The 20,392-nt window shown below is 72.4% G+C and carries 13 protein-coding genes; 5 read left to right on the top strand and 8 right to left on the bottom strand.

The features are described from left to right. Window positions 1-61 precede the first annotated feature (61 nt). The 3 genes from AB0C17_RS23620 (at window position 62) to AB0C17_RS23610 (ending at window position 4,141) form a co-directional block, all read left to right on the top strand. Entirely contained in the window at window positions 62-1,750 is a 1,689-nt protein-coding gene (locus AB0C17_RS23620) for a methylmalonyl-CoA mutase family protein (RefSeq protein ID WP_357390812.1), read from the top strand. A gap of 179 nt (window positions 1,751-1,929) precedes the next feature. Next, window positions 1,930-2,847, top strand: coding sequence for a tetratricopeptide repeat protein (locus AB0C17_RS23615; RefSeq protein ID WP_357480513.1), 918 nt, complete (start codon window positions 1,930-1,932; stop codon window positions 2,845-2,847). Window positions 2,848-2,905: 58 nt separating this feature from the next. Beyond that, window positions 2,906-4,141 carry an arginase family protein gene (locus tag AB0C17_RS23610; RefSeq protein ID WP_357480511.1) on the top strand — a complete coding sequence of 412 codons (1,236 nt, stop codon included), beginning with the start codon at window positions 2,906-2,908 and terminating at the stop codon, window positions 4,139-4,141. Between the two features lie 87 nt (window positions 4,142-4,228). Here AB0C17_RS23610 and AB0C17_RS23605 read toward each other — a convergent pair whose 3' ends face one another. Then, window positions 4,229-4,612, bottom strand: a complete 384-nt coding sequence (locus AB0C17_RS23605; protein ID WP_357480508.1) for a hypothetical protein — start codon at window positions 4,610-4,612, stop codon at window positions 4,229-4,231. A 105-nt stretch (window positions 4,613-4,717) separates the two neighbouring features. Continuing rightward, window positions 4,718-6,682, bottom strand: coding sequence for a penicillin-binding transpeptidase domain-containing protein (locus AB0C17_RS23600; RefSeq protein ID WP_357473582.1), 1,965 nt, complete (start codon window positions 6,680-6,682; stop codon window positions 4,718-4,720). Between the two features lie 288 nt (window positions 6,683-6,970). Between AB0C17_RS23600 and AB0C17_RS23595 the strand changes: the two genes are divergently transcribed. After that, window positions 6,971-12,037 (top strand): NAD-glutamate dehydrogenase, encoded by a 5,067-nt coding sequence (locus AB0C17_RS23595; protein WP_357480505.1) that lies wholly within the window; start codon window positions 6,971-6,973, stop codon window positions 12,035-12,037. Window positions 12,038-12,102: 65 nt separating this feature from the next. Here the strand turns inward: AB0C17_RS23595 and AB0C17_RS23590 are convergent, their stop codons facing one another. Further along, complete coding sequence (locus AB0C17_RS23590; RefSeq protein WP_357473576.1) at window positions 12,103-12,903, bottom strand: class F sortase; 801 nt, start codon at window positions 12,901-12,903, stop codon at window positions 12,103-12,105. 79 nt (window positions 12,904-12,982) lie between these two features. Beyond that, window positions 12,983-14,194, bottom strand: coding sequence for a hypothetical protein (locus tag AB0C17_RS23585; RefSeq protein WP_357480502.1), 1,212 nt, complete (start codon window positions 14,192-14,194; stop codon window positions 12,983-12,985). A gap of 564 nt (window positions 14,195-14,758) precedes the next feature. Between AB0C17_RS23585 and AB0C17_RS23580 the strand changes: the two genes are divergently transcribed. Further along, the gene (locus AB0C17_RS23580) at window positions 14,759-16,567 is read left to right on the top strand and encodes a glycoside hydrolase family 6 protein (protein ID WP_357480500.1); all 1,809 of its coding nucleotides are present in this window, start codon (window positions 14,759-14,761) and stop codon (window positions 16,565-16,567) included. A gap of 107 nt (window positions 16,568-16,674) precedes the next feature. Here the strand turns inward: AB0C17_RS23580 and AB0C17_RS23575 are convergent, their stop codons facing one another. The 4 genes from AB0C17_RS23575 to AB0C17_RS23560 form a co-directional block, all read right to left on the bottom strand. Continuing rightward, window positions 16,675-17,058 carry a hypothetical protein gene (locus tag AB0C17_RS23575; RefSeq protein ID WP_357386148.1) on the bottom strand — a complete coding sequence of 128 codons (384 nt, stop codon included), beginning with the start codon at window positions 17,056-17,058 and terminating at the stop codon, window positions 16,675-16,677. 76 nt (window positions 17,059-17,134) lie between these two features. Beyond that, window positions 17,135-17,458: a hypothetical protein gene (locus AB0C17_RS23570; protein ID WP_357386150.1), complete on the bottom strand. Its 324-nt coding sequence runs from the start codon at window positions 17,456-17,458 to the stop codon at window positions 17,135-17,137. A 16-nt stretch (window positions 17,459-17,474) separates the two neighbouring features. Next, the gene (locus AB0C17_RS23565; protein WP_357386152.1) at window positions 17,475-19,133 is read right to left on the bottom strand and encodes a sodium:solute symporter family protein; all 1,659 of its coding nucleotides are present in this window, start codon (window positions 19,131-19,133) and stop codon (window positions 17,475-17,477) included. 127 nt (window positions 19,134-19,260) lie between these two features. Continuing rightward, a complete protein-coding gene (locus AB0C17_RS23560; RefSeq protein WP_357480497.1) occupies window positions 19,261-20,382 on the bottom strand; it encodes a hypothetical protein in 1,122 nt (373 codons plus the stop codon). Between the last annotated feature and the right edge of the window lie 10 nt (window positions 20,383-20,392).

Raw genomic sequence — 20,392 nt, 5'->3', positions numbered from 1 at the left:
TCGTTCAGGATCTCGCTCTACACTCGGAAGCGGGACGACGACTTGAGAAGGAGCTCCGCGCATGGACGCTGACGAGATCGCCGCCGGTCGGGCCCGCTGGCAGGCCCGCTACGACGCCGCCCGCAAGCGCGACGCGGACTTCACCACGCTGTCCGGAATGCCGGTCGAGCCGGTGTACGGCCCGCCGGAGGACGCCGCGTACCCCGGGTTCGAGCGGATCGGCTGGCCGGGCGAGTTCCCGTACACCAGGGGTCTGTACCCGACCGGCTACCGCGGGCGGACCTGGACCATCAGGCAGTTCGCCGGCTTCGGCAACGCCCGGCAGACGAACGAGCGCTACAAGATGATCCTCGGCGCGGGCGGCGGCGGTCTCTCCGTCGCCTTCGACATGCCGACGCTGATGGGCCGCGACTCGGACGACCCGCAGTCGCTCGGCGAGGTCGGCCACTGTGGTGTCGCAGTGGACTCGGCGGCCGACATGGAGGTGCTGTTCGACGGGATCGACCTGGCCGGCGTGACCACCTCGATGACCATCTCCGGCCCGGCCGTGCCGGTCTTCTGCATGTACCTGGTCGCCGCCGAACGGCAGGGCGCCGACCTGTCCACGCTGGACGGAACGCTCCAGACCGACATTTTCAAGGAGTACATCGCGCAGAAGGAGTGGCTGTTCGACCCCGAGCCGCACCTGCGCCTCATCGGCGACCTGATGGAGTACTGCGCGCGGGAGATCCCCCGGTACAAGCCGCTGTCCGTCTCCGGCTACCACATCCGCGAGGCCGGCTCGACCGCCGCGCAGGAGCTGGCGTACACGCTCGCCGACGGGTTCGGCTACGTCGAGCTGGGCCTGTCGCGCGGGCTGGACGTGAACACGTTCGCCCCCGGCCTGAGCTTCTTCTTCGACTCCCACGTGGACTTCTTCGAGGAGATCGCCAAGTTCCGCGCCGCCCGCCGGATCTGGGCCCGCTGGCTGCGTGACGTGTACGGCGCGACCAGCGAGAAGGCCCAGTGGCTGCGGTTCCACACGCAGACCGCCGGGGTGTCGCTGACCGCCCAGCAGCCGGTCAACAACGTGGTACGCACCGCCGTGGAGGCGCTGGCCGCGGTGCTCGGCGGCACCAACTCGCTGCACACGAACGCCCTCGACGAGACGCTCGCCCTGCCCACCGACGAGTCGGCCGAGATCGCCCTGCGGACCCAGCAGGTGCTGATGGAGGAGACCGGGGTGACGAACGTGGCCGACCCGCTCGGCGGCTCCTGGTACGTCGAGGCGCTCACCGACCGGATCGAGGCCGAGGCGGAGGAGATCTTCGCCCGGATCAGGCAGCTCGGCGGCGAGGGCCCGCACACCATCGGCCCGATGACCTCCGGCATCCTGCGCGGCATCGAGGACGGCTGGTTCACCGGCCACATCGCCGAGTCGGCGTTCGTCTACCAGCAGGCGCTGGAGAAGGGCGACAAGAAGATCGTCGGCGTCAACTGCCACACCGGCACGGTGGCCAAGGACCTGGAGATCCTGCGCATCTCGCACGAGGTGGAGCTGGAGCAGCGCCGGGTGCTGACCGAGCGCAAGTCGGCCCGCGACGACGCCGCCGTCACCGCCGCCGTCGCGCGGATGGTCGAGGTCTCCCGGACCGGCGAGAACATGATCCCCGCCATGCTCGACGCGGTTCGCGCCGAGGCCACCCTCGGCGAGATCTGCGACGCCCTCCGCGCCGAGTGGGGCGTCTACCGAGAGCCCGCCCGCTTCTGACCCCCGCCCCGCAAGGAAGGGCCCCTTGTTAACACCCGCTGTTAACAAGGGGCCCTTCCTCTACCGGAGGCGTTAACAGGGGGCCCTTCCTTGCGAACGGGCTGAGCTGGGGGAGAGTGGTGACTGTCGCCGTCGCGGCTGGTCGGAGATCCGTGGCGTACGTGCGAGACTAGACAACCATGAGCGACCCACGGATCACCTCGTCGATCTTCACCCGCGGCGCGGTCGACCTCAGCGCGCTGCGCACCCCCGCACCGGCCGACACCTCCTCCGCCACACCGTCCCAGGGCGCTGGGCCGACCGGGCTGCCGGGCAGCCCCGCCGGCTCCGCCGCCGTGATCGACGTGACCGAGGCGAACATCCAGTCCGAGGTGCTCGAACGCTCGCTCACCACACCGGTAGTGGTCTTCTTCGGTGCCGCCGGCTACCCGGAGAGCGACCAGTTCGCCCCGGTGCTGGAGCGGCTCGCCGCCGAGGGCGGCGGCACATGGCTGCTGGCCCGGGTCGACGTGCAGCAGCAGCCGCGGCTCGCGCAGATGTTCCAGCTCCAGACGCTGCCCACCACGTACGCCATCGTCGGCGGCCGCCCGATCGACGCCTTCCCCGGCCCGGTGCCGGAGTCGCAGTTGCGACAGTGGCTCCAGGCCGTGCTCAAGGCCGGTGGCGTCACCGTGGCCGAGCCGGAGGACCCGCGCCTCGACGCCGCCGACGACGCGCTGATGAGCGGCGACCTCGACGCCGCCGAGGCGGCGTACCGGAAGATCCTGGCCGAGTCGCCCGCGGACGCGGCGGCGGAGGCGGGCCTGGCGCAGGTCGGGCTGGCCCGCCGGGTGGCCGGTGCGGACCCGCAGGGCGCGCTGGACGCCGCTGCCGCCGCCCCCGACGACGTGGACGCCCAACTGCTCGCCGCCGACATCGAGGTGCTCAGCGGCCTCGCCGACCAGGCGTACAAGCGGCTGGTCGGCCTGGTCCGGCGCACCGCCGGGGACGACCGGGACCGGGCACGCCAGCACCTGCTCGGCCTGTTCACCATCGCCGGCCCGGACGATCCCGCCGTGGCCTCCGCCCGACGCGCCCTGGCCAGCGCGCTGTTCTGAGTCAACCCGCGCGGGCCGGCGCACCGCCGGCCCGCCCGACCGCCGAGGACGGGAGCCCATGATGCGCCGGATCGCCGTCCTCGACGCGCCGACGAACCTCGGGCTGCGCCCGCCCACCGCCAGCTCCGTGCCCGGCTGCGCCAAGGCGCCGGGCGCGCTGCGCGACCACGGCCTGCTCGCCCGGCTGCGGGCCCGCGACGCCGGCTGCCTCACCCCGCCGCGGTACGACCCGGGCGACTGGCGACCCGGCGACGGCGTCTGCCACGCGCCGGAGATCTCCGCGTACTCGGTGGCGCTCGCCGACCGGATCGGCGCGATCATCGACCGGGGCGAGTTCCCGCTTGTGCTCGGCGGCGACTGCTCGGTGCTGCTCGGCTCGGCGTTGGCCATGCACCGCCTCGGCGAGGCGGTAGGCGGGCGGATCGGGCTGGTCTTCGTCGACGGCCACTCCGACTTCCGGCACCCGGGCAACGCCTCCTACGTCGGCGCGGCGGCGGGGGAGGACCTGGCCCTGGTCACCGGCCGGGGGCAGCCCGACCTGGCCGCCATCGAGGGCCGGCGGCCGTACTTCCGGGACATCGACGTGGTGGTGCTCGGCATCCGCGCGCAGGACGAGTACCGCCTCGACCTCCAGGCCGCCGGCATCACCACCCGGCCGGTGCCCGCGCTGCGCGCCGAGGGCGCCGCCCGTACCGCCCAGTGGGCGCACGAGCAGCTCGTCGACTGCGCCGGCTACTGGGTGCACATCGACGTGGACGTGCTCGACCCGGCGGTGATGCCCGCGGTGGACGCCCCCGACCCGGGCGGCATCGCCTTCGCCGAGCTGGAGATCCTGCTCGCCGGGCTGGTCGACACCCCGCACTGCCTCGGTGTCGAGCTGACCGTCTTCGATCCCGACTACGACCCGGACGGCGCGTACGCGGCCGAGATCGTGAACACGGTGGTGGCCGGGCTCGCCCCGGTCGTCGCGCCCGGTGCGGTGCCGCCCCGGCTGCTGCCGGCCGCGCCTGTCGCACCGGCGCCCCGCACCGCCGGCAACCACCGCGCGCAGCGGGCGGCGGTGACGGTGCCGGTGCCCGCCGTGGCAACGGACCCGATCGGCCCGCCGGCCGCGCCCGCCGGGCTCGACGAGTACGCGCCGGCCGACGCCGAGGAGCCGCCGTCGTGGCCCGACGCGGCGGATCGGCTACCGCCCTCCGGCCCGGGGCTGCTCCGCCGCGTGGCGGTGCCCGAGGTGGACGTCCCGCCGGCCGAGGAGACGTCGCCGGCACCCGCCGAGCACGACCGGGCGTGATCCCCGCTTCCCGGGAAGTGACGCCGCGACGTCATACCCGCCGTGAGGACCACCGGCCGTCGGCGAAGGGCACGTCGGCCGTGTCGATCACGGTTCGGTAGGAGCAGTGGGCGCCGTCGGTGCGGGCGACGGGGATCGGGGCGCGGGCGGTGCGGCTCCCCCGGAGCCCGGCTCGGCGGAGGTCGCGGCCAGCACCTCCAGCACGGCGCGGGTGAGCAGCGTGGCCAACGCCAGGAGCACGCAGATGGTCACGCCCGCACGCAGCACGGGGCCGTGCGGCAGCACCTCGGCCAGCGCCAGCACGGCCAGTGCCGTCCCGGTCACGATGACCGTCACGATGAACAGGGAGTACGCGCGCACGCGGGGCCGGGTCCAGAACAGGACGCCGCCCGGATCGTCGCGCCGCAGCCGGCGGTTCTGCCCGCGCAGGCGCTCCAGGAAGCGGGACTCCCAGATCAGCGCGAGGAGCACAACGGGAGCACCTGGGCGGCTGTCGCGTAAAGGTCAGAAGACACCGAGACCCTCCCCACTGCGCGGTTCGACATCGACGAGGATCGCACGACCTGGTGAACGGGGTCAGCCGGCCAGGCCGCGCAGGAACTTCTCGGCGATCGGCGCCGCCACCTTCGAGCCCGCCCCGCCCTGCTCGACGAAGACGGCGAAGGCCACGTCGCCCTGCCAACCGACGAACCAGGCGTGCGTGTGCGCCGGGTTGTTGTCGTACTCCGCGGTGCCGGTCTTGCCGTGCACCGGCTCGCCCGGCACGTCCGCCAGGGCGCTGCCGCTACCCGAAGTGACGACCCCGCGCATCATCGACTTCAGCGCCGCCACCGACTCCGGCTTGAGCGCCTCGCCGGACGGCGCGGGCTTGGCCGGCGCCGGGTCGAGCAGAAGTTTGGGCTGCTCGAACTTCCCCCGGGTCACGGCCGCGGTGGCGCTGGCCATCGCCAGCGGGCTCACCAGCGTGGTGCCCTGGCCGATCGCGGCGGCGGCCTGCTCGGGCGCCGGACCGTTGGCGGAGATCTTGCCGGTGAACGCCTCGGTGCCGAGATCCCACGCGGCCTCCAGGCCGAGCGTACGGCCGGCCTGGGCCAGCCCGTCCGGGCCGAGCTTCGGCGCCAGCGCGACGAAGGCGGTGTTGCACGACTTGGCGAAGTCCGTGGCGAAAGGCACCCGGCCCAGCTCGAAGCCGTCCGAGTTCTTGAAGTTGCGGCCCTCGACAGTCGCCGTCTTCGGGCAGTCCACGACCGTCTGCGGGGTCACCGCGCCCCGGTCGAGCAGGCCGAGCGCGCTGACCATCTTGAACGTCGAGCCGGGTGGCACCTGGGCGGTGAAGGCGAGATTGTCGCCCGCCGCGCCCGGGCCGTTCGCGGCGGCCAGCACCGCGCCGTCGCTGATCCGCACGGCGACCAGGGCGGACCGGCGGGTCTGCCCGCGCAACGCGGCGTCGGCCGCGTTCTGGGTGGCCGCGTCGATGGTGGTCCGCACCGGCTGCCCGGGCTTCGGGTCGCTGCGGAACAGCTCCGTGCCGGTCGGCTCCACCTTGCCGTCCGGCGTGGTCCGCTCGGTGATCACGGTGACGCCGGGGACGCCCCGCAGCCGTTCGTCGTACCGGCCCTGGAGACCGCCGTGGCCGACCAGGTCGCCGCGCGCGTACTTGTCGGGGTGGGCTTGGAGGTCGTCGGCGGTGGCCTGGTCGACCGAGCCGAGCAGCGCCCGGGCGAACTCGCGGGTCGGCGCCAGCATGAGCTGCTCGGCGGCGAACCGGGTGCCGGGCAGGTCGTAGACGCGCGGCTTGATCTGCCGGTACGCCTCGTCGCGCAACGTCACCACCTCGACGCGCGCGTCCGGCTTCGCCTCCTTGAGGCGCTTGGGCAGGTCGCCCAGGTCGACCGGCGGCGTGAGCGCGGGCCGGATCGCCTTGAACGCGGCGTCCAGCTTCCGGATCATGCCCGGGACGTCGTCGATCTCGCCGGGGACGAGCTGCACGCGGACCACCGGGCGCGGCGCGACGATCGGCCGGCCGGACGCGTCCAGCACACCCGCCCGCTGCGCCGGCTCCCGCCGCAGCGCGATCCGGTCACCGCTCTCCAGCTTCTCGTGCACCACCGACGGCTCCCAGATCACCTGCCACCGGTCGTCGTCGCCGCGCTTGAGGCGTACCGGGTTCTCGTAGTCCCAGCGGCCGCCGCCCGGCAGCGCCCAGCTCACCTTGACCCGGGCGGTGGCGATGTCCCCCTGGGTGGTGATCTCGCCGGTGCGCGCCAGCTCCGGCGGGCCGGACGAGAGCGCGCCGGCGAGCGCCTGGATCTGCTTCGTCACCTCGGCTGCGGGCAGCCGCCCGCCGGTCGGCTCGACGAAGCCGACCGCGTGCAGGTCGCCGGAGCGCCAGCCGCCGAGGAACTCCTCGACGGCCGCGTCCGGGCCGTCGTCCCCGGAGCATCCGGTGAGCGCGCCGGCCGTGACCAGGACGGCGGCCAGCGTCGCGAGGAGGCGGTGACGGGTGTGACGGCGGGGGCGGACGGGGTACGACAACGGCATGAAGCAGTCCCTCCGGTGCGTAACTGCCCTGCACGCTAGTACGGCCCGCCGCTCGCCACCGCCCCGCCACGGCCTCCGGCAGCGCGACAAGCAGCGTGTGGCAGTGTGATGAACATCGCCAGTCGGGGTACTCCGCGAACGGCCGACCACAGACCCGCAACGGGTGAAAGGACGAAGTCCCGATCCGGACGTCCGGTCGATGATCCACCGCGGGGGGTACCACGCGGTAGGGCCTAGGCTGGGCGGCAGAGTGACCCACAACGCGGTGGGTCGAGGGGAGTGGCACCGATGGACCGGCGTCCGGCGATCAAACCGGGACCCGACCTCCGGCAGGCTGACACCGGCCGGGACGACGACGACAGCTTCGATTCGGCGACCGACGGAGACGGTTTCAGCCGTCTCGACACAGGCGTGACCGGGATGACCGGTTCCAGCATCGACACCCTTTACGACCTGGGCCTGCCCGCGCAGGCACTGGCCGGAGAGTCGGAGGACGCCGAGCTGGACGAGCCCGTTCCCAACGCGGAACGGCTGGTCGCCCAGGCGGTCGCGCTGGCCGGCGACGACCACGACGCGGCCACACTCGTGGACCGCTTCTGGCGGTTCGCGCCGGACGAGGAGCTGATCGGCTTCACCGCCGAGGAGATGCTCGAGGCGGCCCGGGCCCACCGGGACCTGGCCCAGCAGCGGGTACCGGGCGAGCTGAAGCTGCGCATCCACGAGCCGGACGCCGAGCAGCACCACACGGTCGTCGAGATCGTCACCGACGACATGCCGTTCCTGGTCGACTCGGTGACCGCCCTGCTGAACTCCCGCCACCTGGACGTGCACCTGCTGGTGCACCCGCTGGTCGTGGTGCGGCGCGAGCCGCTGGGCCGGCTCACCGAGGTCTCGGCCGACGTGGAACCGGACGACGCGATCGCCGGTGACCTGGTCGAGAGCTGGATGCGGATCGAGATCGACCCGGTCCGCGACGCGGCCGAGCGGGAGACGCTGCGCCGCGAGTTGCAGCGGGTGCTCACCGACGTGCGCGAGGCGGTCGAGGACTGGCCGAAGATGCGGCAGCGGGCCCTGGCGCTCGCCGACGAGCTGGCCGCCGCCCGGACGTCGGACAACCGCCCGCCGGTGCCGGAGAAGGACATCACGGACTCGGTGGAGCTGCTGCGCTGGCTGGCGCACGACCACTTCACGTTCCTCGGCTACCGGGAATACCGCCTCGTCCACACCGACGGCGCGCGCACCGGGCAGGCCCTGGAGGCGGTGCTCGGCACCGGACTGGGCATCCTGCGCTCCGACTCGCCGGAGGCCCGGTCGCTGAACTCGATGACGCCCGAGGCGCACGAGAAGGTGCTGGAGAAGCGCCTGCTCATCATCACCAAGGCCAACTCGCGTGCCACAGTGCACCGTTCGGCTTACCTCGACTACATCGGCTTCAAGATCTTCAACGAGGCCGGCGAGGTGGTCGGGGAACGGCGCTTCCTGGGGCTGTTCTCCACCGCGGCGTACCGGACCAGCGTGCAGGAGCTGCCGGTGGTCCGGCGCAAGGTCGCCGAGGTGCTGGACCGCTCCGGCCTGAGCCTGCGCAGCCACTCCGGCAAGGACCTGTTGCAGATCCTGGAGACCTACCCGCGCGACGAGCTGTTCCAGATCAAGACCGACGACCTCTACCACGCGGTGATCGGCGTGCTGCGGATGGCGGGCCGCCGGCAACTGCGGGTGTTCCTGCGCCGCGACGCGTACGGGCGGTTCATCTCCTGCCTGATCTACCTGCCGCGGGACCGGTTCACCACGCAGAACCGGCTGCGCATGCAGGACATCCTGCTGCGCGAGCTGAACGGCGTGGGCGTCGACTACACCACCCGGGTGACCGAGTCGATGCTGGCCCGGGTGCACTTCATCGTGCGTACCGACCCGAACAACCCGCCCGGTGAGATCGACGCCGACCTGCTCGCCGAGGAGCTGGCCGACGCCACCCGGCTCTGGGACGACGACTACCGGCTGGTGCTGGAACGCAAGCTCGGCGACGAGCAGGCCAAGCATCTGTTCACCAGGTACGCCGACGCGTTCCCGGAGGGCTACAAGGACGGGCACACGCCGTACGAGGCGATGAAGGACCTGGCGAAGCTGGAGCTGCTGGAGGAGCCCGGCCAGCTGGAGATGCACCTGTTCCGCAAGCAGGCGCCGCCGCGCCCGTACGCGGGCCGCGCCGCCGACGCCGACGAGGCGATGGACGTGCGGTTCAAGGTCTACCGGTACGGCGAGCCGATGATGCTCTCCGCGGTGCTGCCGGTGCTGCACTCGCTCGGCGTGAAGGTGGTCGACGAGCACCCGTACGAGGTGGAGCGCGTCGACGGCCGGATCTGGCTCTACGACTTCGGTCTGGAGCTGCCCGAGCGGCACCAGGACCTGGCCGAGGTGCGTCCGCACGTGGAGAACGCCTTCGCCGCCGCCTGGCGGGGCGAGGCCGAGGTGGACGGCTTCAACGAGCTGGTGCTGCGCGCCGGGCTCACCTGGCGGCAGGTCGTCGTGCTGCGCGCGTACGCGAAGTACCTGCGCCAGGCCGGCACCGTGTTCTCCCAGGAGTACATGGAGCAGACGTTCATCGCGTACCCGCGCATCGCCGACCTGCTGGTGAAGCTGTTCGAGACCCGGTTCGCCCCGGGCGCGACCACGCTCGACGAGCGCCGGCAGCGCAGCGGCGAGCTGGTCGACGCGATCGGCGAGTCGCTGGACGAGGTGGCCAGCCTCGACCAGGACCGCATCCTGCGGGCCTACCTGACGCTGATCCAGGCCACCCTGCGCACCAGCTTCTACCAGAAGCCGGTGCGCGGGCGGCCCAAGGCGTACGTGGCGTTCAAGCTGGACCCGCAGGCCATCCCGGATCTTCCGGCGCCGCGACCCAAGTTCGAGATCTTCGTGTACTCGCCCCGCTTCGAGGGCGTGCACCTGCGCTACGGGCCGGTGGCCCGCGGCGGCCTGCGCTGGTCCGACCGGCGCGAGGACTTCCGGACCGAGGTGCTCGGCCTGGTCAAGGCGCAGATGGTGAAGAACGCGGTGATCGTGCCGGTCGGCGCCAAGGGCGGCTTCGTGCTCAAGCAGAAGCCGGGCGACCGGGACGAGGCGGTGACCTGCTACAAGGAGTTCATCTCCGCGCTGCTCGACGTCACCGACAACATCGTCAGCGGCGACATCGTGCCGCCCGAGGACGTGGTCCGGCACGACGGCGACGACCCGTACCTGGTGGTGGCCGCCGACAAGGGCACCGCGACGTTCTCCGACATCGCCAACGAGATCTCCGAGGCGCACAACTTCTGGCTGGGTGACGCGTTCGCCTCCGGCGGCTCGGCCGGCTACGACCACAAGAAGATGGGCATCACCGCCCGGGGCGCCTGGGAGTCGGTGAAGCGGCACTTCCGGGAGCTGGGGCACGACACCCAGACGCAGGACTTCACAGTGGTCGGCGTCGGCGACATGTCCGGCGACGTGTTCGGCAACGGGATGCTGTTGTCGAAGCACATCCGGCTGGTGGCCGCGTTCGACCACCGGCACATCTTCCTGGACCCGGATCCGGACTCGGCCCGGTCCTGGGAGGAACGCAAGCGGCTGTTCGACATGCCGCGCTCGTCGTGGGAGGACTACGACCGCGAGCTGATCTCCGAAGGCGGGGGCGTCCACTCGCGTACGGCGAAGTCGGTGCCGATCTCGCCGCAGGTCCGCGCGGTGCTCGGCCTCGACGAGGACGTCACGCAGCTCAGCCCGCAGGAGCTGATGAAGGCGATCCTCACCGCGCCGGTCGACCTGTTCTGGAACGGTGGCATCGGCACCTACGTCAAGGCGTCCAGCCAGACCAGCGCCGACGTGGGGGACAAGTCCAACGACGCCATCCGGGTGGACGGCAAGAGCCTGCGCTGCCGGGTGGTCGGCGAGGGCGGCAACCTGGGCTTCACCCAGCAGGGCCGGATCGAGTACGCGGCGACCGGCGGCCGCATCTACACCGACTTCATCGACAACGCGGCCGGTGTGGACTGTTCCGACCACGAGGTCAACATCAAGATCCTGCTCAACACGGCGGTGGCCGACGACGAGCTGGACCGGCCGGAACGCGACGAGCTGCTGGCCCAGATGACCGACGAGGTCGCCGAGCTGGTGCTGCGGGACAACTACGACCAGGCACGGGCGCTCAACAACGCCCAGGCCCAGGCCGCCTCGCTGCTCCCGGTGCACCGGCGGATGATCAACGACCTGGAGCGGTCCGGCGCGCTCGACCGGGCGCTGGAGGCGCTGCCGTCGGACGAGGAACTGGCGGTCCGCACCGAGAGCGGCCTGACCGCGCCGGAGTTCGCGGTGCTGCTCGCGTACGTCAAGATCGTGCTGGAGCGCGAAATCGTCGGCGAGGGCCTGGCGGACGAGGAGTGGACGACCGACATCCTGGTCAACTACTTCCCGACCCCGCTGCGGCAGCGCTTCGCCGAACGGATGGGCCGGCACCGGCTGCGCCGGGACATCGTCACCACGGTCCTGGTGAACGAGGCGATCAACCGGGGCGGCATCTCGTTCGTCTTCCGGGTGGTCGAGGAGACGGCCGCGTCCGCGGCGGACGTGCTCCGGGCGTACGTGGTGGTCCGCGAGGTGTTCGGGCTGCGTGACCTGTGGGACGCGGTCGAGGCGCTGGACAACAAGGTCTCGCCCGAGTTGCAGACCGCCGTCTACCTGGACACCCGGCGGCTGCTCGACCGCGCGGTGCGCTGGCTGGTCACCAACCGGCGGTCGCCGATCGACGTGCCGGCGGAGGTCGCCCGGCTGCGCGACGGCGTGGCCCGGCTCCTGCCGGACCTGGAGCACCGGTTCTGGGGCACCGAGCGGGAGGCCATCGCGGAGCACATCGAGTCGCTCGTCGAGCGCGGGCTGCCGCGTGACCTGGCCGAGCAGGCGACCCGCCTGATGTACAGCTTCGGCCTGCTGGACATCGTCGAGACGGCGCAGGCGACCGGGCGGGACGTGGACGAGGTGGCCGCGGTCTACTTCGTGCTCTCCGACCGGTTCCGGGTGGACGCGCTGCTGTCGAAGATCTCCCTGCTGCCGCGCGAGGACAGGTGGCAGACGCTGGCCCGGATGGCGCTGCGCTACGACCTGTACGCCGCGCTGGCCGCACTCACCGCCGAGGTGCTCGGGTCCACGCCCGAGGACGTGCCGCCGGTGGAGCGGGTGCAGGAGTGGGAGCAGGCGAACGCCACCTCGATCCACCGGGCGCACCGGGCGATGGGGGAGTTCGACGAGTCCCGCGCCGACCTGTCCGCGCTGTCGGTGCTGCTGCGCCAGATCCGTACCCTGGTCCGGACCTCGGCGGCGGCCTGACCGTTGACGCGCGCGTGACCCGGTGGTCGGTTCGCCGACCACCGGGCCACCCGCCGTTCCCGGCCTCAGCCGGTCATCGTGGCGTAGACGACGATGTTGTTCAGGTAGCTGCCGGCCGTCTTGTCGAACACCCCGCCGCAGGTCACCACGCGCAGGGCGGGCGCGGCCGACGGACCGTAGACCTGCGCGGCGGGAAAGGCGGTCTTCGGGTACGACCCGACCGCGTGCACGGTGAACGTGGCGGTCGAGCCGTCCTGCCGGCCGACCACTATGGTGTCGCCGGCCACCAGCGCGCCGAGGTTGAAGAACACCGCCGGGCCGAGCTGGGCGGAGTCGACGTGACCCACGATCACCGCGTTGCCGGCCTCGCCGGGGCTGGCGCCGGGGGAGTACCAGCCGGCCTTCATGGCCTGGTCCAGCGGGGGCACCTGGACCGTGCCGTCCGGGTTCGTGCCGAGCGACATGATCGGGGCCCGTACCCCGATGCGGGGGATCGAGATGCTGACCGGCGCCGACCGGGGCAGCGGAGCCGGGCCGGTGGCGCGGGTCGCCGCCGGAGCGCCCGCCACGGCCGGCGGGGTGCTCGCGCCCGGGGTGCCGGCGGCGCCTGGGTTCGGGGTGCCGGGTCCGATGGTGGGCGGGCCTGGTGTCGCCTGGCCGGCGCCTCCCGTGGTCGGTTGCCCGCTGTCGGGTACCGGCCGGCCGGTGACGTCCGGTGCCGGTTCCCCAGCGATGTCCGGATCGGCGTAGGTGCCCGGATCGTCGGACGGGCCGGTGGTGACCGGGCCCGCCCGCGCGATCGGCTGTGGCGGGGTGGGCGGTGGGTCGGTCCGGACGGACGCGCCGACCAGACCGGCCCCGGCCATGGCGAGCAGGACGACGACGGCCGTGCCGGCGGCACGCCACGGACTTCCGTGACGGCCGCCGGCCCGGGTCGTCGTCCGGTCAGACCGAGCCACCGGCCCGCCGCCGGCGCAGCAGCACCAGGCCGCCCAGCGCCGCGGCGCCGATCATGCCCGCGCCACCGGTGGCGAGGTTGCGGTCCACGCCGGTGGTCGTCATGCCACCGTCGCCGCCGTCGACCCCACCGCGCGGCAGGACCACCAGCTCGCCCTCACCGCAGGAGCCGCGCAGCTCGTACCGGCCCGGCCGGGCGTCGTGCGAGACGGTGGCCTCGCCGTAGTAGACGAAGTCCTTCCCGTGCTCCCAGCCCGCGTCGTCCTTGCCGTAGTCGCCGCCCTTGCCGTCCTTCTCACCCGGCCAGCCGCCGTGCTCGTCCTTGCCGTAGCTGTCCTTGTCGTCCTGCCAGGCGCCTCCGCTCGCCTGCCAGTCGTCCTTGCCGTCCGACCAGGCGCCGTGCTCGTCCTTGCCGTCCTTGCCGTCCTTGCCGTCCTTGCCGTGCTCGTCCCTGCCGTCCGGACGGCCGCCACGCTGGTCCTTGGCGTCCTTGGAGTCCTTGCCGTGCTGGTCCTTGCCGTCGGGGCCGTGCTCGTCCCTGGTCCAGTCGGGCGCGCCCCCCTTCTCCTTGTCCCAGCCCGGCTCGGCGTCCTGGCCGTACTCGTCGTGCCCCTGCCAGGCGCCGGTGTCGGCAGCCATACCGGCACCGGCGCCGCCCGGCTGCGGCTGTCCTCCGGGCTGGCCACCCGGCTGCGGCTGGTCCGCCGGAGGCTGCGGCATGCCGTTCCCCGGCCCGCCCGGCCCGTTGCCGCCCGGCCCGCCCGGCCCGCCCGGTCCGCCAGGGCCGTTGCCGCCGGGACCATGGCCGTCTTCGCCCGGCTCGCCCTTCCCGTCGGGGCCCTTGCCGTGGTCGTCCTTGCCGTCCGGGCCCTGGTCGGCGTCCCAGCCCCAGCCCTGGCCGCCGCCCCAGTCGCCGCCGTCGACCCAGTCGCCGTGCTCGCCGTCCCGGGCCGGGTGCAGGTCGACCTTGCCGGTCACCTCCGACCAGACGGTGGCGTGCTTCTGCGGCTCGGAGCAGATCGCGAGCAGTTCGACGGTGTCCCCGGCCTTCACCACGTGCGGCTTGGCGATGACCTTGCCCTCGTCATGTCCGCCCGCGTAGGCCATTCCCGGGGTGAACGCGAGAAGGCCCGCTCCGCCGAGAGCGGCGCCCGCGATCACCTTCCCGAGCATCTTCTTAGCCATGACCAGCGTCTCCATCCCTGTTCGTCCTGAGCCCGACGTCAGTCGAGCTAAGGCTGACGTTAGACCATTTCACGACTTATCCGGGAAAGATTCGCTTTTAGGGATTTGCCAGTGATGCGTCCCGTGCGCGTGCTGCCCGACCTGTACGCGCGAGTGGACGCCATGGGTGTCTCCGGGCTGTTTTGGCACCCGTGGCGCTCCACCCGGGCACAGGGCTGCGGGTGGTGGCGGCGGAACGAGGGCCGGACGTCGGGCCGAGGGCGCGCCGGGCGGCGGTAGGGTGGGCGGTGGCGTATCGAGGCATTGCCATGGAAGCGCTCCCATGCAAGAATCGCTGCACGCGGTTCGGGGAGCCACACCGCGAGCTCAGACGTCGAGGGCAGCCGGCACCACCGGCCGACGTCCGTCTCCATCGGCCGGTCCTGCGGACCGGTCGGCACCACCACCCCCAACGCCCGTCCGGGTCGGGCGTCCCCCGAAGTAACCCGTGGCGCGCACGGTCGTTCCCGCAGGGCGACCGCAGCCGCCATTTGCGCCGGGCCGTACGCGGATCCGGTCTCGCCCAAGGAGATCAGTGGCATGAATCTGTGGAGAAGGCTGTCCGGCCGGAACCGGACGCTTGCGCTCACCAGCGCCGGCGTCCTGGTAGCCGGTGGACTGGTGACCCTCCCGGTCACCGCGGCGCAGGCCGCCACCCAGTGCAGCGTGACCTACACGACCAGCGACTGGCCCGGTGGATTCACCGGCAACGTGACCATCAAGAACATCGGTGACGCGCTCAGCTCGTGGAGCCTCGGCTTCACCTTCCCGAACAGCTCGCAGCGGGTGGTGAACGGCTGGTCTGCGAGGTGGTCCCAGAGCGGGCAGAACGTCACCGCGCAGAACGAGTCGTACAACGGGTCGCTCGCCAGCGGCGCCAGCACCACCATCGGCTTCAACGGCTCCTGGAGCGGCAGCAACCCCAAGCCGACCCAGTTCACGCTCAACGGCACTGTGTGCAACGGCGGCACGCCGTCCACCAGCACCCCGCCGACGAGCACGCCGCCGACCAGCACGCCGCCCACGAGCACGCCGCCGACGTCGACCCCGCCGACCTCGACGCCGCCGACGACCACCCCGCCGCCCGGGCAGCGGGTCGACAACCCGTACGCCGGTGTGAAGGGGTACGTGAACCCCGAGTGGAAGGCCAAGGCCGAGTCGGTGTCCGGCGGCAACCGGGTGTCGAACAACCCGACCGCGGTCTGGCTCGACCGGATCGCCGCCATCAACGGCACGCCGGACAGCAGCTCCAACGGCGCGATGGGCGTCCGTCAGCACCTGGACGCCGCGCTCGCCCAGGGCGCCGGCTACATCCAGTTCGTCATCTACAACCTGCCCGGCCGTGACTGCTCGGCGCTCGCCTCCAACGGCGAGCTGGGCCCGGACGAGCTGCCCCGCTACAAGGCCGAGTACATCGACCCGATCGCCGCGATCCAGAGCGACGCGAAGTACCGGAACCTGCGCATCGTCAACATCATCGAGATCGACTCGCTGCCCAACCTGGTGACCAACACCTCGGGCAACGCGGGCGGCACGGTCATGTGTGACACGGTCAAGGCCAACGGCGCGTACGTGAACGGTGTCGGCTACGCCCTGGCGAAGCTGGGCGCGATCGGCAACGTCTACAACTACATCGACGCCGCCCACCACGGCTGGATCGGCTGGGACAGCAACTTCGGCCCGGTCGCCGACCAGCTCAAGGCCGCCGCCGTGGCGTCCGGCAGCACCGTCGCCAACGTGCAGGGCTTCATCGTCAACACGGCGAACTACTCCGCGCTGAAGGAGCCGTACGTCAAGGTCACCGACTCGGTGAACGGCCAGACCGTACGGCAGTCCAAGTGGATCGACTGGAACCAGTACGTCGACGAGCTGTCGTTCGCCCAGGCGTTCCGGCAGAAGCTGGTCTCGGTCGGCTTCGACAGCAACATCGGCATGCTGATCGACACCTCCCGCAACGGTTGGGGCGGCGCCGCCCGGCCGACCGGCCCCGGCCCGTCGACCAGCATCGACGCGTACGTCGACGGCGGCCGGGTCGACCGCCGCTTCCACACCGGCAACTGGTGCAACCAGGCCGGCGCGGGTCTCGGCGAGCGGCCGAAGGCCAACCCGGAGCCCGGCATCGACGCCTACGTCTGGGTGAAGCCCCCGGGTGAGTCGGACGGCTCCAGCAAGGAGATCCCGAACAACGAGGGCAAGGGCTTCGACCGGATGTGCGACCCGACCTACACCGGTAACGCCCGCAACGGCAACAACATGTCCGGCGCCCTGCCGGACGCGCCGATCTCCGGCGCGTGGTTCGCGGCCCAGTTCCAGCAGCTCATGCAGAACGCGTACCCGCCGCTCTCCTGAGCCGCGGTGAGGGCCACCCGCGGCGGCGGGAGTGAGGCACCGCCGCGCGGGTTCCCCGGGCCCCTGGTCGACGCCCACGTCGGCCAGGGGCCCTCGGCCGTCCCGGGTCAGGGCACGGTGCGCTCGATCGCCGCCCGGCCCAGTTCGGCCAGGTCGCGGCGGGCCCGCTCCAGGTTCTCCGGCGTCACGTCCTGACCCCGGGCCCGCACCAGGTCCTCCGGATCCCAGGGCTGTTCGGCGCCGGTGCGGATGCCGTCCGGGGCGGCGCCGGTGCCGGTGCCGGTCGCGCCGGTCCCGGCCGCGTACGGGTCACCGATGAGGTTCGGCGAGCCGGTGTCGGGTACCGCGCCGTCGGGCTCGGTGAACACGGGGTTGTCCGGGTCGGTGCCGCCGCTGCGCAACTGGGGCACCGTGCTGTCGTCGTCCACCGCCGCGGCCACCTCGGGGGTCTCCTCCAGCGGCCGCTCGCCACCGCGGTCACGATCGGTCATGCTGCTGCCCTCCTGTCCCTTCCGCCTGATCCCCGTGGCGTACCCGGTGCGGGCCGCGCCATGCGGGCGGCGGGGGTCAGGACTCGTCGCGGTGCGGCTCCGGCGTCTCGGTGGGGCTCAGCCGCTGCCACAGCAGCATCAGCAGGCCGAACACGAGCATCGCCGCGCCGGCCCAGAGGTTGATCCGTAGACCCTGCGCCTTCTCGATCTCGGCGGAGGTGTCGAACAGCCCCATCAGCCCGACGATCAGCCCGTACACCACGAACAGGCCGCCGATCACGCGGCGGATGTCGAACAGCCGGGCCGCGGCCGAGCGCGCCTCCCGCGCGTCCTCGGTCTCGTCGACCAGCGGGTCGTGCGCCTCGCCGCCCTGGTAGTGGCGGTCCGCGTCGTCTGCCATGGCGTGCGTCCCCTCCTTAGAAGACCGGGATGTAGAACAGGGCGGCGAGGATCACGGCGACGACGCCGAGCAGCACCGGGGAGCGGTACCAGGCGGCGTCGCCGGCCAGCGAGTCGTCGGCGAGCGTGGTGTCGCTGAGGCCGTACACGAGCCCGGTCAGCTCCTGGTCGGCCTTCGGCCGGGTCAGCGGCGTGACGATCGCGGCCACCACCGCGACGGTGGCGAAGGCCAGGCCCGCGCCCCAGAAGCTCTCCTCCAGGTCGGAGTTGAAGCTGATCACGCCGCCCTTGTAGAGCAGGTACGTGGCGGTGGCGACGACGGTGCCGGACAGCAGCGACCAGAAGCCGGCCAGCGGCGTCATCCGCCGCCAGAACATGCCGATGATGAACGTGCCGAACAGCGGGGCGTTGAAGACCGAGAACAGCGCCTGGATGTAGTTCATGATGTTGCTGAACCCGGCCGCGATGAAGGCGGTGCCGATGCCGATCACGACCGCGCCGACGGTGGCGAGGCGGCCCACCTTCACGTAGTGCTCGTCCGGCTCGTCCCGCCGGAAGTACGCCTGCCAGATGTCGTACGTGAAGACGGTGTTGAACCCGCTGACGTTCGCCGCCATGCCGGCCATGAACGACGCCACCAGGCCGGTGACCGCGATGCCGAGCACGCCGTTGGGCAGCAGGTCGCGCATGAGCAGCGGGATCGCGTTGTTGTAGACCAGGTCGCCCTCGTCGGCACCCAGCCCCTTGACAGTGACCAGGGCGATCAGGCCGGGGATCACGGTGACGGCCGGGATGAGCAGCTTCGGGTACGCGGCGATGATCGGCGTACGCCGGGCGGCGCTCATGTTGCGGGCGGACAGGGCGCGCTGCACCTCGGCGAAGTTGGTGGTCCAGTAGCCGAAGGAGAGCACGAAGCCGAGGCCGAACACGATGCCCAGCCAGTGCGCGCCGAGCGGGTTGGCGGTGCTGCCGGTGCCCTCCCAGGCGTGCAGCCCGGCCTCGCCGAGCCGGGAGTCGCGGACCGCGTCCATCAGGCCGCTGACGCCGCCGACCTTGACCAGGCCGATCACCGTGATCGGCACCAGGCCGGCGACGATCACGAAGAACTGGAGCACCTCGTTGTAGATCGCGCCGGAGAGCCCGCCGATGGTGATGTACGCCAGCACGATCACCGCGCCGACGATGATCGCGAACCAGAGCGGCCAGCCGAGCAGCGCCTGCATGATCAGGGCCAGCGCGTAGAGGTTGACGCCCGCGATGAGCACCTGTGCGACCGCGAAGCTGATCGCGTTGAGCAGGTGGGTGGGGCGGTTGAAGCGCAGCCGCAGGTACTCGGGGACGCTGCGGACCTTCGAGCCGTAGTAGAACGGCATCATCACGATGCCGAGGAAGACCATCGCCGGCACGGCGCCGATCCAGTAGTAGTGCACTGTCATGATGCCGTACTGGGCGCCGTTGGCGGCCATGCCGATGATCTCCAGCGCGCCCAGGTTCGCCGAGACGAACGCCAGCCCGGTGACCCAGGCGGGCAGCGAGCGGCCGGAGAGGAAGAAGTCCACGCTGGTGCGGATCGCGCGCCGGGCGGCGAAACCGACGCCGAGCACCGTGACGAAATAGAGCGCCAGGATCAGGTAGTCCAGCGCGTTCATGTTCAACCGCAGGCCGCCGCCGCCCATGCCCGTGCTCCCCTCGTGCGCACCGCTGCCCGCACGTACCCCGATTGCGAGGTTTCATACCTGCTGTTCGGTCCGGACATGCGCGAAGCCCCGGCCGGGTCACCGGCCGGGGCTTCGTGGTGATGGGTCAGCGGCCCAGCACGCGGTCCAGGAAGTCGCGGTAGCCACGCACGGCCATCCGGAGCTGCTCGGTGTCCGTGGAGCCGGACTCCTGCCAGGTGCCGAGCCGGGTGCGCTGCTCACGCAGGGCCGTGGAGAGCGCCTCGATCGCCTCCTCGACGAGTGACTCCGCCTCGCCGACCGCCGCGCGCGGGTCGTCCACGAAGCGCAGTTGCACGTCGCGCCAGCGGTCCCGGAAGCCCTGGGCGGCCTCCGGGGCGAACAGCGTCGCCGCGTCGGCCGGTACCGCGCCGGGCGTGGGCCGCTCCGCGCCGCCCAGGGCCGTGCCGGCGGCGCCGGCCGCCGCCGCGCCCGTCGCCGCGGTGGTGGTGTCCATCCGGTCGTGCTGCCGGTCGGCGTCGCCGGATCCGGCGGGCACGGGCTCGGCGTCCGGGTCGACCAGGCCCGGCTCGGCGCTGCCGTACCCGACCGCGCCGTCGGCGACCGCGTCGTCCCGGACGACGCCGTCCACCGTGCGGTCGTCCCGGACCGCGTGGGCCCCGGTGCGGTCGTCCCGGCCGTCGCCGTCCACGTCGTGGTCGGTTGCGCCGGAGTGCTCGGCGTCCCAGCGGTCGCGGTCGTGCAGGCGGTCCCCGGCGGTCGGGTCGGCCCGCTCGTCGTCCAGCGGGTCGGTCTGACCGGGTGCGCCGTCGCCCGGCGCTGCCGTGTCCTCGTCGCGCGCGTCGCGCTCGTCCTGCGGACGACCGCCGGCCAGGGCCGAGGCGGCGACCGCGTCGCCCACGGTCGCCGCGCCGAACGCCGTCGGCAGCGGCGCCGGGTCGGCGTACGGGGCGCGACCGTCGTCGGTCCGGTCGGCCGCGTCGCGCAGCTCCCCGGCGTCGTAGGCGCGGGTCTCGTCGACCTCGGCGTCGCGCCGCTCGTCGACGTCCGTGTCGCTCCGCTCGGTGGCGACCGCCGGGTCGTCGAAGGTGCCCCGGTCGTCCAGCGCGTCCTCGGGCACGTCGGCCCGGTCGGTGTCGCGGCGGTCGGCGTCGGCGTGGGCGTGCTCGCCCGGCTGCGGGACCGGCACCGGTGCGGACCGGACGGCCTCGGGGTGGTCCTGCGTGACCTGCTGTTCCTCCTGGCGCATGGGGCGGCCT

The organism is Micromonospora sp. NPDC048887 (assembly GCF_040649715.1).
GTDB lineage: Bacteria > Actinomycetota > Actinomycetes > Mycobacteriales > Micromonosporaceae > Micromonospora.
This window is presented reverse-complemented; position numbering and strand designations above follow the sequence as displayed.

What these genes read in the sequence shown, in the direction of transcription:
- AB0C17_RS23580 (WP_357480500.1), top strand. Translation starts at nt 14,759, where the DNA reads ATGAATCTGTGGAGAAGGCTGTCCGGCCGGAACCGGACGCTTGCGCTC.
- AB0C17_RS23560 (WP_357480497.1), bottom strand. Translation starts at nt 20,382, where the DNA reads ATGCGCCAGGAGGAACAGCAGGTCACGCAGGACCACCCCGAGGCCGTC.
- AB0C17_RS23570 (WP_357386150.1), bottom strand. Translation starts at nt 17,458, where the DNA reads ATGGCAGACGACGCGGACCGCCACTACCAGGGCGGCGAGGCGCACGAC.
- AB0C17_RS23600 (WP_357473582.1), bottom strand. Translation starts at nt 6,682, where the DNA reads ATGCCGTTGTCGTACCCCGTCCGCCCCCGCCGTCACACCCGTCACCGC.
- AB0C17_RS23585 (WP_357480502.1), bottom strand. Translation starts at nt 14,194, where the DNA reads ATGGAGACGCTGGTCATGGCTAAGAAGATGCTCGGGAAGGTGATCGCG.
- AB0C17_RS23595 (WP_357480505.1), top strand. Translation starts at nt 6,971, where the DNA reads ATGGACCGGCGTCCGGCGATCAAACCGGGACCCGACCTCCGGCAGGCT.
- AB0C17_RS23610 (WP_357480511.1), top strand. Translation starts at nt 2,906, where the DNA reads ATGATGCGCCGGATCGCCGTCCTCGACGCGCCGACGAACCTCGGGCTG.
- AB0C17_RS23565 (WP_357386152.1), bottom strand. Translation starts at nt 19,133, where the DNA reads ATGGGCGGCGGCGGCCTGCGGTTGAACATGAACGCGCTGGACTACCTG.
- AB0C17_RS23615 (WP_357480513.1), top strand. Translation starts at nt 1,930, where the DNA reads ATGAGCGACCCACGGATCACCTCGTCGATCTTCACCCGCGGCGCGGTC.
- AB0C17_RS23620 (WP_357390812.1), top strand. Translation starts at nt 62, where the DNA reads ATGGACGCTGACGAGATCGCCGCCGGTCGGGCCCGCTGGCAGGCCCGC.
- AB0C17_RS23575 (WP_357386148.1), bottom strand. Translation starts at nt 17,058, where the DNA reads ATGACCGATCGTGACCGCGGTGGCGAGCGGCCGCTGGAGGAGACCCCC.
- AB0C17_RS23590 (WP_357473576.1), bottom strand. Translation starts at nt 12,903, where the DNA reads ATGGCCGGGGCCGGTCTGGTCGGCGCGTCCGTCCGGACCGACCCACCG.